Origin of the sequence: Thalassospira lucentensis (assembly GCF_001613805.1) — a bacterium.
Taxonomy (GTDB): Bacteria; Pseudomonadota; Alphaproteobacteria; order Rhodospirillales; family Thalassospiraceae; genus Thalassospira; species Thalassospira lucentensis_A.
The window spans coordinates 70,230-86,879 of sequence record NZ_LPVY01000024.1 but is presented as its reverse complement, the minus strand read 5'-3'; the positions used below and the strand labels follow the sequence as shown (position 1 = coordinate 86,879).

The following is a 16,650-nucleotide window of genomic DNA, read 5'->3' as shown; positions in this document are numbered from 1 at the left end:
CTGCATTTATTTGCGCCGACTAGCAATCCTGCACATCAATCAGCAACCGCCCCCTGACCTGCCCTTTGAGGATTTTTTCACCCCATGGCAGGATATCGCGAAGCCCCACTTTTGTCGTCACGGCATCGAGTTGCGCCATCGGCAACTCCTGTGCCAGACGTTTCCAGGCTGTGACGCGCTTTTCATACGGGCACATCACGGAATCAATGCCGATCAACCGGACCCCGCGCAGCAGAAACGGAATAACCGTTGCAGGCAAATCCGCCCCGCCTGCCAGCCCACAGGCGGCAACGACACCATGATATTTCATTTCAGATAAAACATGGGCCAGTGTCGTGCTTCCGACACTGTCAATCGCGCCAAGCCAGCGCTCGCTCAGCAATGGTTTGCTGGCATCCGTTAACGCCGCGCGATCAATAATCGACGTTGCACCAAGTCCACGCAGATAATCATGTGTGTCAGCCCGGCCAGTCGACGCCGCAACGCGATAGCCAAGATTTGCCAGAATGCTGACTGCAACCGACCCGACACCACCAGCAGCCCCGGTAACAAGGACTTCACCATCCTGATCGGGGGACAGCCCCTGCTCTTCCAGTGCCATGACCGCCAGCATGGATGTAAAGCCTGCGGTACCGATGGCCATGGCATGTGCGCCATCAAGTCCATCTGGCATTGGCACCAGCCAATCCGCGTTGACGCGGGCATATTGGGCATATCCGCCCCAATGTGCTTCGCCGACCCGCCATCCGGTCAGGATGACCTGATCGCCGGGTGCATAACGCGGATCATCCGATGAAATCACTTCGCCGGCAAAATCAACGCCAGGCACATGCGGATATTGCCGGACAAGACGGCCAAGCCCATTCAGGATCATGCCGTCCTTGTAATTCAGGGTCGACCAGTCAACCCGGACAAGAACCTCGCCCTCGGGCAGGTCTTCAATCGCGATATCCTGAAAACCGGCCTGAATCGTTTTATCCTGCTGGGTTAGAACCAACCCGCGGAACGCCTTTTTCATGGTTGCTTCCCCGTTTTTCGTTACGTGATCGGGAAAGAAGCTTAAGGCTCGATGGCAAAGGCTGTCAAAGACGCAAAGGTAGTGTCTTGCTCTTAACCGCCGGATGGATTTTTCAGGAAGGATTCATCGGGCCCTGTCAGCAGTCCGATACCGATCAGAACAACGATCAGGATCATCAGATAAAGCCATTTGCGCGAGGTTGCAGGATTATTGGCACTGTCGGGACTATCGGTTGAGATACCTTCCTTTATGGATGGCGGCAGACTGCGATAGGAAAGCCAGCCGAGCAAGGGCACAATAACCAGATCGTCAATCCAGCCGATCCCGGCAATCACATCGGGCAAAAGATCAATCGGACTGACGAGATAGACAATCCCCATCACCAGCAAAATCTTGCTGCGTATCGGCACATCAGGCCGAAACAGGCTGCGTAAAAGATTGGGGATGATCGCCCAGACGGATGCCTTGGCCATGGGATACTCCGGAAAATGACCCGTTACGCAACCATTCTGACAGCTTGCAGGGAAAATGTCAGCGACGCGCAGTGCTTTCCGGCAAGCTGGCCTGCATATAGCCACTTTCAAACCCGGCGGCCTTGGTCAGATCAAATGCCCCGCACATGCTGCCGCAAGAGGCCGTATTCGACGGATTATGACGGATGGCATAGACTTCAAGGCCACTTCCGTAGTCGGGAACCGGCACAAGCATGGCTCGGGCCCGCTGATCCTCTACCGACACCTGAAGCCATGCAATCGCGATGGCAAACAACAAAACAAACAACATTGTCATATTATCAGCACGGATCATTGGTCTGGTCCGGGTACAGTTGGAACAAAAGTCACATGCAAAGCAAATGCGCCAGCGTGTGATTTGTTCCCACCCGAACGACGATAGCACCAATTTAAATATCAGTTACTTGCCAGTTTATGATCTCTGTGCCGCAAACGCCAGATTGACGACTTACTCGTCGTCATAGCGCGCTTTCAGGTAGGACAGCAGGGGAAACAACGCTGCAAGTAGCGCTATCAGAAATCCCATCCCCCCTTCCTTGTACCCCTTTCGAGACACATAGCAGCGGAAAAACCGGGAAAAGATGCGGCGAAAATTGTTTGCAAAACTTCCAATGTTTCCGCTTGCGCGCAAATCCGCAGCCCGGGCAGAACTATAGCTGTTCAGTCTTTTGATCATGTCCGAAATGTTTCTGTCGACATAATGTAAAAGAGCACCATCAAGCCTGGGGCCTGCCCGCCCCAACAACTCAATAGATGGATGGACCCGTTGGGGGCCCCATTTTTTACATCCTTTTCGGAACAGGCGCCAAACAGCAGACGTCCCGAATGACGCCCCCCAGCCATAACGAACCAGGCGGCGACCAATATAGTTATCAACCGGGATAACAAAGCGATCAAACTCATCTGTTTCCATCGCTTTACGAATAGATTTCGCGAGCTCTTCGTTTACATGCTCGTCGGCATCGACTTCGAAAATCCAGTCGCCGGTTGCCTCGGCAATCGCCCGATTGCGACGCTCGCCCTCGATATCCCAGCTGCCAACAATCGTTTTCGCGCCAAATTCGCGTGCGATTTCCTCGGTCCGATCCGTACATTTATCGCACAGAACAATAATTTCGTCGGCAAAGGTCAGATGCGCCAAACAGGATGGCAGGCGTTCTTCCTCGTTATGCGCGCACATAACAACTGAAAGACGGGGCGCTTTATCAGCCATGATGCTTTTCCTCTATCCGGTAGTCTCTCAGAAGCGTTTCTGCCGCTGACACAACCTTGTCCACCGGCAACGTATCCATCAAGATCTCTTTGGATAACGGGCTGGAACGATTTTCGATAATTTTGTCATAGGACCAATCGGTACGAACCGCTCGTCCCCACTTCGCATAGGGACGGTAGTGTTCATCACGCGATGGACCAAACAACCCTATTGTCGGATTTCCCGATGCCGCCGCCATATGCATAAGGCCTGAGTCATTGCCAACATACAGGTCCGCGCGGCGCAGACAGGCCATGACCGTTAAAAGATGTTCGCGGCCAAAAATCTCGGTCCGTCTGTTTTCCGGTATCGATGCAATCACCGGTTCGGATGCCTCGCGTTCGTTTGGCGCGCCAACCAGTAAAACATGGGCATCTTCAAGCACACCACCAACCGCCCGCAGGCTTGCAATCGTCTCGGCGAAGCGTTCCGGACGCCAGGTTTTTCCTATCCAGTTGGCACTTGGTCCAACCACCAGAAGCGGGCGTTCATCGGCGGGCAGTATCTTTGCCGCGCGTCGTTCATGTTCCGGGCCGGTCCAGACAAACGGTTCAGGGGCCGGATCAACACCGATCAGACGTGCAAGCTGCTCTACCCGGTGGACGCTGTCGTCGTTGCCTTTGAGCACCACCCGTTTCCAGCCCGGAAGCACATAGGCCGTCGCACTGCCGCGCAGATCGACGATGATGTCCCACCAGCGAAACGCGACCGATTTCCAGAGCTTCCACCAATGGCCGCCGCGTTTCTGCTTTGGCATTTCGATGAGGCGTTCAAGCCCCGGCACCGCTTCAAAAATCGGGGCGGCGACAGGGCCGCAGGCAACCGTTACCTTGATGCCGGGATATGTTTCGACATAGTGGCGCAGCACCGATGTCGAAAGAACGGCATCGCCGAGCCGGTTCGAGGTGATGAACAGTAACCGCACGGTTTAAAGTTTCTCCAGCTCGCCAGCGACATTAAGCCATTCGCGGCGGCTGTTGCGGGCCGCTTCGGACTGGCTGGCAAAAATCTGCCGGTCTGCCAGCAACTGCATCACCAGATTGCCATAGGCGGTTTCATCGGGAACGATATAGCCGGTCTTGCCATTTTCAACCCGCTCCTTGGCAATGCCACCATAGGACACAACCGGGGTTGCCGCCGCCAGCGCATCGTAAATCCATTGCCCGACCTGATCATTGCCGTATTTGCCGTGATGCAGGAAGGCACGCGCGGTTGCGATACGTTCGGCCATGTCGGCCTCGGGCATCGGGTGGCAGACGCGCACACCCTTGTCGATGTTATCACGCACCATATCGACGAGTTCTTCGGAAACATCGTCATTTTCGCCCGCCATCGCCGAAAACAGATCAGCGGCATAAATTTCCAGAATGGCACCGGGCACCTTGGGCGCGACATAAGCCGACCAGATGCGGATGATCTGGGCAATGCCGGTTTTGCTGTTGGCAACCGTCACGGCAAGATCTTCGCGGCTCTCGAACGCCCAGTGCATGTTTGACGCCATGGCAAAGGCCGGGCACGCGCCTGGTGCAATCACAATCGGGCGTTTGGCGGTATCGCCATCAAACGCCCTGCCCTGATCTTCATGGGTGAAAATCACCTGCGCACCGGTTTCAAGCAACGCCAGTCGTGCCTTATCCGCGTTCAGATCGGATGCCATGCCATCAAACCAAAGCCAGCAATCGCTTCCTTCGGGGATTGAGGGATGACGGAGCAGCTCCGCATCGCGCCACACCAGAACCCGGTCCACCGGATCCCCGCCAAAGGGCGGCATGGCACTGTCAAGCTGACGCCAGGCAACGCCATGATGATCAAGGTCGATGCCCCCATTCCGGCGGGCTTCAACCTTGTGGCCACGGGCAACAAGGGCCTCGGCCAGCGCGATAAATCCGCGTTGGCGCGCGCCCAGCGGGCGGGCTTCACGATCCTTGGGATCAAAGCCGATGGAACGATCAAGCATCAATATTTTCATACATTGCGTTCTATCGGTTCCCGCGCAATTTATGAAGGCTTTTCTTGTGGTGGGTTGCTTTTGCCTTGGCCAAACCACCCCTTGCCAAATCCCGGTCATTGCCCCACATTTCGGCCAACAATTCCGATAAACCGGAGCCATAAGAATTATGAGTGAGACTTTATACGCCCCCCTGCCTGACCGGGCCGTTATCCGGGTCAGCGGGCCTGATCGCGTCAGCTTCCTTCAGGGGCTGGTGTCGAACAATATCGAAAAAATCACGGCTGATCATTCCGGCTATGGCGCGCTTCTGACGCCACAGGGCAAGTTCCTGTTTGATTTCTTTGTCTATCAGCAGGACGAGGACAGCCTTCTGATTGAATGCGAACGCGGCGAAGACGGTGCGCGTGCGGCCGAGCTGTTCAAAAAGCTGCGCATGTATAAATTGCGCGCCAAGGCGGAACTGACCGATGTCACCGAAAGCTATGACGTTGTCGCCGTCTTCGGCGATGGTGCCCTGGCTGCACTTGACCTGCCCGATACGCCCGGTGCCACCGCACCGTTTGCCGATGGGATCAAGGCCGTTGATCCGCGCCTGAGTGCTATGGGTGCGCGCGTGTTACTGCCCAAAAACGAACTGGCACAGATGGCCGCGATTGGTGCCACAGAAAGCGATGAAAGCACCTATCATCAGCATCGCGTGTTGCTGGGCCTGCCCAATGGCAGCGAGGAAATGGAAATCGATCGCGCCATCCTGCTTGAAAACGGGTTCGAGGAGCTGGGCGGCGTTGATTTCAAAAAAGGCTGCTATATGGGGCAGGAACTGACCGCGCGCACCAAATATCGCGGGCTGGTGCGCAAACGCCTTTTGCCGATCACGATCACCGGCCCGGCACCGGAAATTGGCACCCTGATCATGAATGGCGACAAGGAAGCCGGCACCATCCGCAGCATCCATGGCAATGCGGGCCTTGCCCTGATCCGGCTGGAACGGATTGGCGATGATGCCGAGCTGACGGCGGGCGATGCCAAAATTTCGGTCAAGATCCCCGACTGGGTCAAGTTGCCGGAAACGGCGGCCTGATCCACCGATCATCGCCTTACGAATGACAAACGGCGGCAGAAATTCTGCCGCCGTTTGCTTTATCAGTGCTGCCAGATAGCAGGCTTATTTCTTAAGCGCGGCCTGTGCGGCGGCAAGACGGGCAATCGGCACGCGATAAGGCGAGCAGGACACGTAATCCAGTCCCTGCGCCTCGCAGAACGCGATGGATGCCGGATCACCGCCATGTTCGCCGCAGATGCCAAGCTTGATATCGCCGCGTGTCTTACGGCCACGTTCGGCCGCAATGCTGACCAGTTCACCCACCCCTTCCTGATCCAGTGATACGAACGGATCACCGGCAAAGATATCCTTGGAAATATAGGTATCCAGGAACCGGGACGCGTCATCACGCGAAAGACCAAAGGTCGTCTGGGTCAAATCGTTGGTCCCGAAGCTGAAAAACTCGGCTTCTTCGGCGATTTCACCAGCCTTGAGTGCGGCGCGCGGCAATTCGATCATCGTGCCGACAAGGAATTCGAGCTTTGCCGATTTTTCGGTTTCGACCTCGCCTGCAACCTTGATGATCGCGGCCTTGAGTATTTCGAGCTCTTTCTTGCCGACAATAAGCGGGATCATGATTTCCGGAATGACCGGATCGCCACCATCCTTTGAAACCTCGATCGCGGCTTCGAATATCGCACGCGCCTGCATTTCATAAATTTCCGGATAGCTGATGCCAAGACGGCACCCGCGATGCCCCAGCATCGGGTTGGCTTCGGAAAGTTCCAGCAACCGGCGACGCACGACGACCTCTGCCACACCTGCGGCATTGGCGACCTCGGCAATTTCGTTGTCACCATGCGGCAGGAATTCATGCAATGGCGGATCCAGCAGGCGGATCGTGACCGGCAAGCCCTTCATGATCCGGAACAGGTCAATAAAGTCCTGACGCTGATAGGGCAGAAGTTTATCCAGTGCCGCACGACGGCCTTTTTCCGTATCGGCCAGGATCATTTCGCGCATGGAAATGATGCGTGCCGGATCAAAGAACATATGTTCGGTCCGGCAAAGCCCGATCCCCTCCGCCCCGAAACCGCGCGCGGTTGCCGCGTCATCGGGTGTTTCGGCGTTGGTACGGACCTTAAGACGGCGCACACCATCCGCCCATTCCATCAATTGCGAAAAATCGCCCGACAGGTCGGGCTTAAGCGTTGCCACCTCGCCCAGCATGACCTCGCCGGTCGCACCGTCAAGGGTGATGACATCCCCTTCTTTCAGGGTCACACCGCCCGACGTCATGGTCTTGCTGGCATAGTCAATCTTGACCTGACCGGCACCGCACACGCACGGCGTCCCCATGCCTCGCGCCACGACGGCGGCGTGGCTTGTCATGCCGCCGCGCGATGTCAGAATGCCTTCGGCAGCATGCATCCCGGCAATGTCTTCGGGGCTGGTTTCGATGCGCACCAGAATGACCTTCTGACCGCGATTATGCACCCAGTCCTCGGCGACCTCGGCGGAGAAGACAATCTGCCCGGATGCAGCACCCGGCGATGCCGGAAGCCCCATGCCGATCACCTTGCGGTCCGCATCGGGATCAAGGGTCGGATGCAGCAACTGGTCAAGCTGTGCCGGATCGACACGGCGAAGAGCGTCTTCGCGCGAGATCACATTGGCCTGACACATTTCAACCGCGATACGCAGCGCCGCCTTGGCCGTGCGTTTGCCCGCACGGGTCTGGAGCATGTAAAGCTTGCCGGACTCGACGGTGAATTCCATGTCCTGCATGTCGCGATAATGGGCTTCAAGCCTGTCGCGGATATCGCAAAGCTCGCCAAAGACGCCGGGCATGGCTTCTTCCATCGACAGAAGGTCGGAACCCGACTCTTCACGTTCGATTTTGGTCAGCGGTGCCGGGGTACGGATCCCCGCCACGACGTCCTCGCCCTGCGCATTGATCAGATATTCGCCGTAGAAACGGTCTTCGCCGGTCGACGGATTGCGCGAGAAGCAGACACCGGTCGCACAATCATCGCCCATATTGCCGAATACCATGGCCTGAACGTTGACCGCCGTGCCCCAACTTGCCGGGATGTTGTGCAGGCGACGGTATGTATTGGCACGCGCGTTCATCCAGCTTCCGAAAACCGCACCAATGGCACCCCAAAGCTGTTCGCGCGGGTCCTGCGGGAAGGGACGCCCGAGTTCGGCATCGACCTTTTTCTTGAAGCCCTGAACCACCGCCTGCCAGTCATCGGCCCCCATTTCGGTATCAAGGACATAGCCCCTGTCTTCCTTGTGGATTTCAAGGATTTCCTCGAAATGGTAGTGATCGACGCCCAGAACGACATCGCCATACATCTGAATGAAACGGCGATAGCTGTCATACGCAAAACGGCGATCCCCAGAGACCGCCGCCAAACCTTCAACCGTTTCGTCATTCAGGCCCAGATTGAGAACCGTGTCCATCATGCCCGGCATCGAGGCACGTGCGCCGGAACGGACCGAAACCAGCAACGGGTCCTTGGGATTGCCAAATTTACGACCGACCAGGGCCTCGACAGCAGCAAGCGACTTTTCGACTTCGGCTTCAAGACCGTCGGGATAGGCACGGTCATTGTCATAAAACGCCGTGCAGACTTCGGTCGTGATGGTAAAGCCGGGCGGGACCGGAAGGCCGAGATTGCTCATCTCGGCAAGGTTGGCACCTTTACCGCCCAAAAGCTCGCGCATATCGGAACGTCCTTCGGCGCTACCGCCACCGAAGCCGTAAACCCATTTGGTCATCTTGCCTTTTCCTCATCTGGTCAAGGCGTTCCGGAATTCCGGGCGACCCCGACCTTATTTATGACTCGATCTTCGAGAAATCGGCAATGTCATGCAAGGCAGTGCGAATTTGCGCCAGCAGCTTAAGCCGGTTGGCACGTTCGTCTGCCTTGTCACTATTTACCGTGACCCCTTCGAAGAATGCATCGACCGGTCCGCGCAGATGCGCGAATTCGGCCATAGCCTCGGCATAATTCTCTGCCCGCAGAAGCGGCAAAGCCTTATGCCGGACATTGATGAGCGCCTCATAGAGCTTGCGTTCCTCGTCCTGCGTCAGAAGATCGGCGGACACATCCGCATCATAGGATTTTTCATCCTTCTTCTCTTCGATACGCAGGATATTGGACGCGCGCTTGTACCCGGCCATAAGGTTGACGCCGCTTTCACCCGACACAAAATCGGCAAGCGCATCAACACGGGCCAGAAGGCGGACAAGATCGTCCTCGCCATCAAGGGCAAACACGGCAGACACCAGATCATGGCGCACGCCCTGTTCACGCAGATGGACTTTCAGGCGGTCGGCAAAGAATGCCAGAAGTTCGTCAACCGCCTCGTCACGACGAATGGAGGCCGGATATTGGGAAACGGCAAAGGCAAATGCGCGACGCAGCGGCACACGCAAACCGTTTTCCAGAACCAGCCGGATGACACCCAATGCCGCACGACGCAGCGCGAACGGGTCTTTTGAACCGGTCGGCTTTTCATCGATGGTAAAGAACCCGGCAAGGGTATCGAGCTTCTCGGCCAAGGCAACAGCCACCGAAACAGGTGCGGTCGGACACATATCCGACGGACCGGCAGGTGCATAATGCTGCGCAATGGCGTTGGCGACTTCGGGGGCTTCGCCGTCATTCTCGGCGTAGTATTTCCCCATCAGTCCCTGAAGTTCGGTAAATTCGAACACCATGTTCGACACCAGATCGGCCTTGGCAATTTCCGCCGCACGATCGGCAAGTTTAATATCGCAGCCCGGAATATCGGCTGACAGTTCGCGTGCCAGTCCGCGCAGGCGCAGAACACGCTCCGCCAGCGAGCCAAGCTTGGCATGGAACACGATGTTATCAAGTTTCGGCAGACGCGCTTCGAGCGTCACTTTCCGATCCTGATCCCAGAAGAATTTCGCATCATGCAGGCGTGCGCGCAAAACGCGTTCGTTCCCGGCAATGATCTGCGCGTTGGCATCCAGCGTCACCATGTTCGAAATGGTGATGAAGCGCGCGGCCAGTTTGCCATTGCTGTCTTCGACGACGAAATATTTCTGATGTTCACGCATCGAGGTTTCCAGAACCTCGCGCGGGATATCCATGAACTGGTCATCGACCTTGCCCATGACCGGTACGGGCCATTCAACCAGACCGCAGACTTCCTCGAGCAGCCCGTTATCTTCCAGAAGCGTGAAACCTTCTGATGCCGCAAGCTTGCGCGCACCATCCAGAATGACTTTCTTGCGTTCTTCACGGTCGAGCATGACCTTGGCAAAGGCAAGCTTCGCCTTGTATTCGGCAGCATTGGCAACGCTGAAGGTGGCCGGTGCAAGGAACCGGTGGCCGCTTGTGATATTGCCAGCCGTTACCGGGCCAAAGGATGCCGGGATCACCTTGCCGTCAAACAGGCACAGAATCCGGTCAAGCTGACGGACCCAGCGGACTTTCTGATCGGCCCAGCGCATCGATTTCGGCCAGGGCAGTTTTGCCATGGCGTCTTCGATGATGTCCTTGATGACGTCCGCACTATCACGGCCCTTCTGTTCGACAATCGCAAACAGGAAAACACCCTTGGGCGTTTCGCGCTTTTCACATTGTTCCAGCGTCACGCCATTGCCCGCCAGGAAACCGGCAATCGCCTTTTCCGGGGCATCGGCACGCGGGCCACGGCGTTCTTCGCGAAGGTCCGGCTGTTTGTCGGGCAAACCATTGATGATCAGGGTCAGGCGACGCGGTGTAACCAGTGCCTCGACTTTATCAAAACCAAGGTCGGCGACCTTAAGCCCATCGGTAACCAGTTTGGTCAGATCCTCGGAAGCACGCGCCTGCATGCGGGCCGGAATTTCTTCCGAAAACAGTTCAAGCAGCAATTCGGCCATGACTTATGCCTCCTCTTTCAAATGCCCGCGCGAACGAAGCCACGCCTCGCAGCAGGATTTCGACATGTCGCGCACACGGCCGATATAGGCCGCACGTTCGGTGACCGAAATCACGCCGCGCGCATCGAGGAGATTAAAGATATGGCTGGCTTTCATCGCCTGCTCATAGGCAGGCAGGGCAAGGCCGCGTTCGATATTGACAGCACATTCGGCCTGCGCGTCCTTGAAATGCTGGAACAGCATATCGGTATTGGCGACTTCGAAGTTATAGGTCGACTGTTCCTTTTCATTCTGCAGGAACACATCGCCATAGCTGACGCCATTGCCGTTATAATCAAGGTCATAAACGTTTTCGACGCCCTGGATATACATCGCCAGACGTTCCAGACCATAGGTCAGCTCGACCGGGACCGGGTCGCATTCAAAACCGCCAACCTGCTGGAAATAGGTGAACTGGGTGACTTCCATCCCGTCCAGCCACACTTCCCAGCCAAGGCCCCACGCGCCCAAAGTCGGGCTTTCCCAATCGTCTTCGACGAAACGGATATCATGCGCCATCGGGTCAATGCCCAGATGCGCCAGCGAGCCAAGGTAAAGTTCCTGCGAATTGGCCGGTGACGGCTTCATCAGGACCTGGAACTGGTAATAGTGCTGCAAACGGTTCGGGTTTTCGCCGTAACGACCATCGGTCGGGCGACGGGACGGCTGCACATAGGCCGCATTCCAGCTTTCCGGGCCCAGCGCGCGCAACGTGGTTGCGGTGTGGAAGGTACCGGCACCGACTTCAAGGTCATAGGGCTGCAGGATGACACATCCCTGATCGGCCCAATAGCTTTGAAGTCGAAGAATGATTTCCTGGAATGAAGGGGGACGTTGCGACCCGTCGAGCGCCATTGCGCGAACTCACTATTAAGTTATCGGTAAATTTAGAGCGGCAAGCTACCGCCCCACCCCGTCGGGGTCAAGAACGCAAAAGCCCTGAGTGGGCCTGAATTTAGCGCTTTTTATGACGCCGCGGCGAATCTCATACCGCGTTGCAGCATACAACATCCGTGCAACAACCCGTTTTTCCAAGCGAAATCACGGCCTGTTGGGCGAAAGTCGAAGAAATCAGCAAATGAAAATATGCAGTGCGCGCAACTCAGACTTCGCAAACATGCGCGCTGCCTTCGGCGTGATAGACACCGCATTTCGGGCATTTTTCAAGATCATGCGCCACAGCTTCCTGTTTCTGCTGTTTGGCTTTCTTGTCATGCCCGGTCTGTTTTGGCTGTTCCTGCCCGGAAACCTGATTCTTGCGGGTAAACAGTTTAAAGCCCTGCCATACCACCACAACGATCAGTGCGGTAAAAAGGATTTTCGATAAACTCAGCATGGCATTTCCCAAAGCATCAAGGTTTCTGCGCCGCAACGGACCAGCAACGCACTTTATCGTGCCCTTATATTAAACCAAGCCCGATTTAGAAACCGGGCAATGCAGATGGTGCGCGCAAAAGCGCATCACATTCCGGCAGATAAACACCGGCCTCGTCATGCAGAACAATTCCGCGTCGCAGGGTAACCGGCGAGGAAACACCCTTGCGCGCCGAAACAATCACACGTAACGGCGCATCGGCACTCGCCTTGCTCCAGATCGGATAAATGGTCATGTCGCCCGCCCTGCCATGCAAAAGCCCGATGATCCGGTCGAGATGATCCGCCCGATGCACAATAGTAATCCGGCCTTTCTGGCGCACCATCCGAAGGCAGAAATTGATCCAGTCCTTCAGATCGGCGGTGCCTTCCTGATGCGCCCGCGCCCGGCTTTCATTGGCGGGGCGTGTGCCCCCGGCATAATAGGGCGGGTTTGAAATCACCTGATCAAAGCTTTCGGCCACCAGCGGCAGGGACCGATCATTGATATCGCCATGAACCGGCGTTACCCGGCCCACCAGATCATTTTCGACAATGTTTCGACAAAACAGCGCATAGAGATCGTCCTGCAGTTCGACCCCGGTCACATCGGCATCCGGCAGACGGCGTGCAACACACAACCCGGCCGACCCGACAGCCGCCCCGACATCAAGTATTTTCTGATCCCGTCTGGAACTGATCGAAACGGACGCCGCCAGCAAAACAGCATCGACCGCAGCGCGATATCCATCCACCGGCTGCTTTAACGTCACCGAACCGCCCAGCAGAAAATCATGGCTGATGCGTTCTTCCGCAAAATCGGGAACATGAAATGCGCTATCGGGTCGGGTCATAAATCTCGTAATTCCTGCAACCTTGCCAATCCCACAGCCTTGCTAGGCCCGGGCCGATTTTCAGTCCTGGACTTCCTCGGCATCGGGATCATGCCGTGCGTTATGCGCATCAAGTTCACGTCTGGCAATATCAAGGATGTATTTGGCCCGGCTTTCTTCCTGGGGATCAACCATCAAACGCCTTGGAAGGGCGCCGATGGATCCTTCGAGAATGCTGGCATGGTAATCAAAAATATGGCTGGCGATGCCTTCGTCGGCGAGAACCGATTGCGCCCAGCTGAGCTCGATCGGGTCGTTGCTGCGAAATAGCTCGATCATGCGATTTATGCGCCCCGGTTGGTTATTGTGTGATTATGCTATCCATATATATGTGTCCGACCGCACATATTCAGGTAAAACTGTCACCAAGGTGGCTATTGTTGCTTGGCTGGCAACCATTTGTCCACTTGACCGTCACCACCCGGCATCTCTATGTTGAGGCCGCCCACTGAAATCAGCGTTACCCGTCCCGGTGGGCGGGGTCAATACGCGAGAAATTGTTTCGGATTACAGCGTGACCAATATCGCAACGCAGCAGACGACCGAACCCAGCCTTGACTCCCTGATACGCCTTGTCGATGCCGACATGAAGCGCGTCAATCAGGTCATCATCGACAACATGCACAGCGAAGTTGCGCTGATCCCGCAATTGGCAAGCCATCTGGTTGCCGCCGGTGGCAAGCGCATGCGCCCGATGCTGACACTGGCATCCGCCCAGCTTTGCGGCTATCAGGGCGGGACATCTGCGGTTGATCTTGCGGCCTGTGTCGAGTTTATCCACACCGCAACGCTTCTGCATGATGATGTTGTTGATGAAAGCCTGCTGCGCCGTGGCCAGGCATCGGCCAATGCCCTGTTTGGCAACGAAGCCAGCGTTCTGGTCGGGGATTTCCTGTTTGCGCGGGCCTTTGTCGTGATGGTCAAAAACGGCTCGCTCAAGGTTCTTGATATCCTGGCGAAGGCGTCCGCCGTCATCGCCGAGGGCGAGGTTTTGCAGCTTTCGACCGCCAATGACATGGCGACCAGCGAAGAAGCCTATCTTGAAGTCATCACCGCCAAAACCGCCGCCCTGTTCGGGGCAGCGTCGCAGATCGGTGCAGTGATTGCCAATCGTTCGGCCGAGGATGAAGAAGCCCTTCGCCTTTATGGCATCTATCTTGGCACCGCCTTCCAGCTGATCGACGATGTTCTGGATTATTCCGCCCATCAGGCGACGCTTGGCAAAACCGTTGGCGATGATTTCCGTGACGGCAAGGTGACCCTGCCGGTCATCATTTCCTATGCCAAGGGTGATGACGAGGAAAAGGCCTTCTGGCGTCGTTGCATGGAAGATCAGGAATTCCAGGATGGCGATCTTGATCGCGCACAGGAACTGATCCGCAAATATGACGCGCTTAGCGCATCGATGGATCGTGCACGTGAATTTGGCCAGCTTGCCATCGACACCCTGACGCGCTTTGAAGATGGCGCAATCAAGGATGCGATGATCGAGGCGGTCGAGTTCTGCATTTCGCGCCCATACTGATATCGCATGCCGGGGTCCCGGCGTACTGGCGCAAAAAACCCTTGCGTCGGTCCGTATTTGGGATTATCACCCGGCTTCGCAGAATGACGGAGCGTAGCTCAGCCTGGTAGAGCACTGTCTTCGGGAGGCAGGGGTCGGAGGTTCGAATCCTCTCGCTCCGACCATCATTCAAAGGCCCTGAAACGGTTTCCGTTTCGGGGCCTTTTGCGTATTGGCGTTAACAGCGCCAAATTCACCCGCAAAGCGATTGATCCCCACACCGCGCAACCGTGAAATCATCTGTCGCGAAACAGTAAAGTTTTTCGCGCCTATCGACCGGTTTATGCTTGATCCAGCCCTGAAGACGAGCTAAACAACCGCCCACTGACGGAGCGTAGCTCAGCCTGGTAGAGCACTGTCTTCGGGAGGCAGGGGTCGGAGGTTCGAATCCTCTCGCTCCGACCATCAGTCGGGAAGTCTTTTTCAAAGGCTTCCCGTTTTCATTTCCGGTCGGTTTTCCGTCTTCAAATCTCCCTGCTGCATGACCTGATGAAAATTCATCGGGCGATCTGACTTTGCCAGCGGATCAGTCATCGGCACTGCGCTGCAACAGGATTGCATTACCGTTCGCGGGCGCAAACTTTCCGTCACGCCTTCACGGTGCTTTCTTTGCTGGCATCACTGCCCGCTGCCCCGGCATGACCATATGCAGGCAATCAGAAAACAGCCATTCGACCAATCGATTCGCAACCATCGCGCGGGCTGACAGGCCTTTTTGCTATAACAACTTTAAATGAGAGATATGCAACATACTGAACCCCGTATAAATACGCATTTCCATGCGGAAATTCCGGTTTTTTGAGCGAAATCAAGTCATTTTTGTGCGTTCGCGAAGATATTTTCTTGCGCGGCGGGCGAAACAAACTTGCTCATACTTGCCAAATACGCTTAAGCTTCGCCCTGCAACACAAGGAACGGGAAGATTCCGCCTGTAATAATAAAAGCAAAAGGCGGTACTCGACCCAACGTGGTAATACCAATTTCGGACTTCTTAGGGAGGAAGCTACGAATGAAATTTGCTAATATTTTGAAGTCTGCAACCTGTGTGGCCGTCCTTGCAGCGGCTGCTTTGACGACGGTTGCACCTGATGCGGATGCAGCGGACCGTGTTCGCTGGAAAATGGGTTCGACCTATCCGGGCAGCCTGACCCAGCTTGGCACGCTCGGCAAACGTGTTGATGAAAAAATCGACGAAGTTTCCGGCGGCAACATTCAGATTAAATTCTATGAGCCGGGCGCGCTTGTTCCGGCACTTGAAGTCTTTGATGCGGTTTCAACCGGTTCCATCGATGCGGCCTTCTCCACCCCGGGTTACTGGGCGGGCAAGGTTCCGGCATTGCAGCTTTTCGGTGCCGTTCCGTTCGGTCCGCAGGCTGGTGAATATCTGGCATGGGTCAAATTTGGCGGCGGTCAGGAAATCTTTGACAAGCTTTATGCCGAACATGGCATCAAGTCGCTGTTCTGCGGCCTGATCGCACCGGAAGCTTCGGGCTGGTTTTCCAAGGAAATCAACACGGTTGAAGACCTTAAAGGCCTGAAAATGCGCTTCTTTGGCCTTGGCGCGAAAGTCATGGAAAAGCTTGGTGTCTCGACCCAGCTTCTGGCAGGTGGCGATATCTATCCCGCCCTTGAACTCGGCACGATTGATGCGACCGAATTCTCGATGCCGGCCATCGACCTGAAACTCGGCTTCCATCAGGTTGCCAAATACTATTACTTCCCCGGCTGGCATCAGCAATCCACCCTGTTCGATCTGATGATCAACAAGGAAAAGTGGGATGGGCTCGACAAGACCCAGCAGGCCCAGATCGAAGCGGTTTGTAACGACAACCTGGCCTATGGTTTTGCCGAAGGTGAAGCCATCCAGTTCGCAGCCCTTAAGGAACTTAAGGAAAAAGGTGTGAACATCAAAACCTGGTCCCCGGAAATGCTCGATGCAATGCGTGGGGCATGGGAAGAGGTTGCCACTGAACTTTCCGCAGAAGATGCCGCCTTCAAGGAAGCTTACGATAGCCTCCAGTCTTTCCGCGAGAATTACAAAATCTGGAAAGATATCGGATATCTGAAGTGATTTTTCCGGTGTCTGGTACCCAGGGTACCAGATCATAAGAGAAGTC

General features: G+C 55.9%; 15 protein-coding genes and 2 tRNA genes. 5 read left to right on the top strand and 12 right to left on the bottom strand.

Annotated elements, in window-relative coordinates:
- Positions 1-19: 19 nt before the first annotated feature.
- The 6 genes from AUP42_RS19690 to AUP42_RS19665 all read right to left on the bottom strand — a co-directional run bounded on the left by AUP42_RS19690 (position 20) and on the right by AUP42_RS19665 (position 4,739).
- Positions 20-1,018, bottom strand: a complete 999-nt coding sequence (locus AUP42_RS19690) for an MDR family oxidoreductase (RefSeq protein WP_062953307.1) — start codon at positions 1,016-1,018, stop codon at positions 20-22.
- 92 nt (positions 1,019-1,110) lie between these two features.
- The gene (locus AUP42_RS19685; protein WP_062953306.1) at positions 1,111-1,491 is read right to left on the bottom strand and encodes a YkvA family protein; all 381 of its coding nucleotides are present in this window, start codon (positions 1,489-1,491) and stop codon (positions 1,111-1,113) included.
- 58 nt (positions 1,492-1,549) lie between these two features.
- Positions 1,550-1,825 carry a hypothetical protein gene (locus AUP42_RS19680; protein WP_062953305.1) on the bottom strand — a complete coding sequence of 92 codons (276 nt, stop codon included), beginning with the start codon at positions 1,823-1,825 and terminating at the stop codon, positions 1,550-1,552.
- Positions 1,826-1,978: 153 nt separating this feature from the next.
- On the bottom strand, positions 1,979-2,710 hold the full coding sequence (locus AUP42_RS19675; RefSeq protein ID WP_331710673.1) for a glycosyltransferase family 2 protein: 732 nt from the start codon (positions 2,708-2,710) through the stop codon (positions 1,979-1,981).
- Positions 2,711-2,735: 25 nt separating this feature from the next.
- Complete coding sequence (locus tag AUP42_RS19670; protein ID WP_062953303.1) at positions 2,736-3,707, bottom strand: glycosyltransferase family 9 protein; 972 nt, start codon at positions 3,705-3,707, stop codon at positions 2,736-2,738.
- A gap of 3 nt (positions 3,708-3,710) precedes the next feature.
- Positions 3,711-4,739 carry a glycosyltransferase gene (locus AUP42_RS19665; RefSeq protein WP_231858358.1) on the bottom strand — a complete coding sequence of 343 codons (1,029 nt, stop codon included), beginning with the start codon at positions 4,737-4,739 and terminating at the stop codon, positions 3,711-3,713.
- A 160-nt stretch (positions 4,740-4,899) separates the two neighbouring features.
- Here AUP42_RS19665 and AUP42_RS19660 point away from each other — a divergent pair, with 160 nt between their 5' ends.
- Positions 4,900-5,814 (top strand): YgfZ/GcvT domain-containing protein, encoded by a 915-nt coding sequence (locus AUP42_RS19660; RefSeq protein ID WP_062953301.1) that lies wholly within the window; start codon positions 4,900-4,902, stop codon positions 5,812-5,814.
- 84 nt (positions 5,815-5,898) lie between these two features.
- On the opposite strand, the gene ppdK is transcribed toward AUP42_RS19660, so the two are convergent.
- The 6 genes from ppdK to AUP42_RS19630 all read right to left on the bottom strand — a co-directional run bounded on the left by ppdK (position 5,899) and on the right by AUP42_RS19630 (position 13,248).
- The gene (gene ppdK, locus AUP42_RS19655; RefSeq protein ID WP_062953300.1) at positions 5,899-8,562 is read right to left on the bottom strand and encodes a pyruvate, phosphate dikinase; all 2,664 of its coding nucleotides are present in this window, start codon (positions 8,560-8,562) and stop codon (positions 5,899-5,901) included.
- A gap of 58 nt (positions 8,563-8,620) precedes the next feature.
- Positions 8,621-10,684, bottom strand: coding sequence for a glycine--tRNA ligase subunit beta (gene glyS / locus AUP42_RS19650; RefSeq protein ID WP_062953299.1), 2,064 nt, complete (start codon positions 10,682-10,684; stop codon positions 8,621-8,623).
- Positions 10,685-10,687: 3 nt separating this feature from the next.
- Positions 10,688-11,578: a glycine--tRNA ligase subunit alpha gene (locus AUP42_RS19645; RefSeq protein ID WP_007092414.1), complete on the bottom strand. Its 891-nt coding sequence runs from the start codon at positions 11,576-11,578 to the stop codon at positions 10,688-10,690.
- Positions 11,579-11,825: 247 nt separating this feature from the next.
- Positions 11,826-12,059 (bottom strand): hypothetical protein, encoded by a 234-nt coding sequence (locus AUP42_RS19640; RefSeq protein WP_062953298.1) that lies wholly within the window; start codon positions 12,057-12,059, stop codon positions 11,826-11,828.
- An 85-nt stretch (positions 12,060-12,144) separates the two neighbouring features.
- A complete protein-coding gene (locus AUP42_RS19635; RefSeq protein ID WP_062953297.1) occupies positions 12,145-12,930 on the bottom strand; it encodes a tRNA1(Val) (adenine(37)-N6)-methyltransferase in 786 nt (261 codons plus the stop codon).
- Positions 12,931-12,990: 60 nt separating this feature from the next.
- Positions 12,991-13,248 (bottom strand): DUF2007 domain-containing protein, encoded by a 258-nt coding sequence (locus AUP42_RS19630; protein ID WP_062953296.1) that lies wholly within the window; start codon positions 13,246-13,248, stop codon positions 12,991-12,993.
- 235 nt (positions 13,249-13,483) lie between these two features.
- Here AUP42_RS19630 and AUP42_RS19625 point away from each other — a divergent pair, with 235 nt between their 5' ends.
- The 4 genes from AUP42_RS19625 (at position 13,484) to AUP42_RS19610 (ending at position 16,604) form a co-directional block, all read left to right on the top strand.
- Positions 13,484-14,494, top strand: coding sequence for a polyprenyl synthetase family protein (locus AUP42_RS19625; RefSeq protein WP_062953295.1), 1,011 nt, complete (start codon positions 13,484-13,486; stop codon positions 14,492-14,494).
- Positions 14,495-14,581: 87 nt separating this feature from the next.
- A tRNA-Pro gene (locus AUP42_RS19620) sits at positions 14,582-14,658 on the top strand.
- Between the two features lie 203 nt (positions 14,659-14,861).
- Positions 14,862-14,938: transfer RNA gene (locus AUP42_RS19615), tRNA-Pro, on the top strand.
- A 604-nt stretch (positions 14,939-15,542) separates the two neighbouring features.
- Positions 15,543-16,604, top strand: coding sequence for a TRAP transporter substrate-binding protein (locus AUP42_RS19610; RefSeq protein ID WP_062953294.1), 1,062 nt, complete (start codon positions 15,543-15,545; stop codon positions 16,602-16,604).
- The last annotated feature ends 46 nt before the right edge of the window (positions 16,605-16,650 follow it).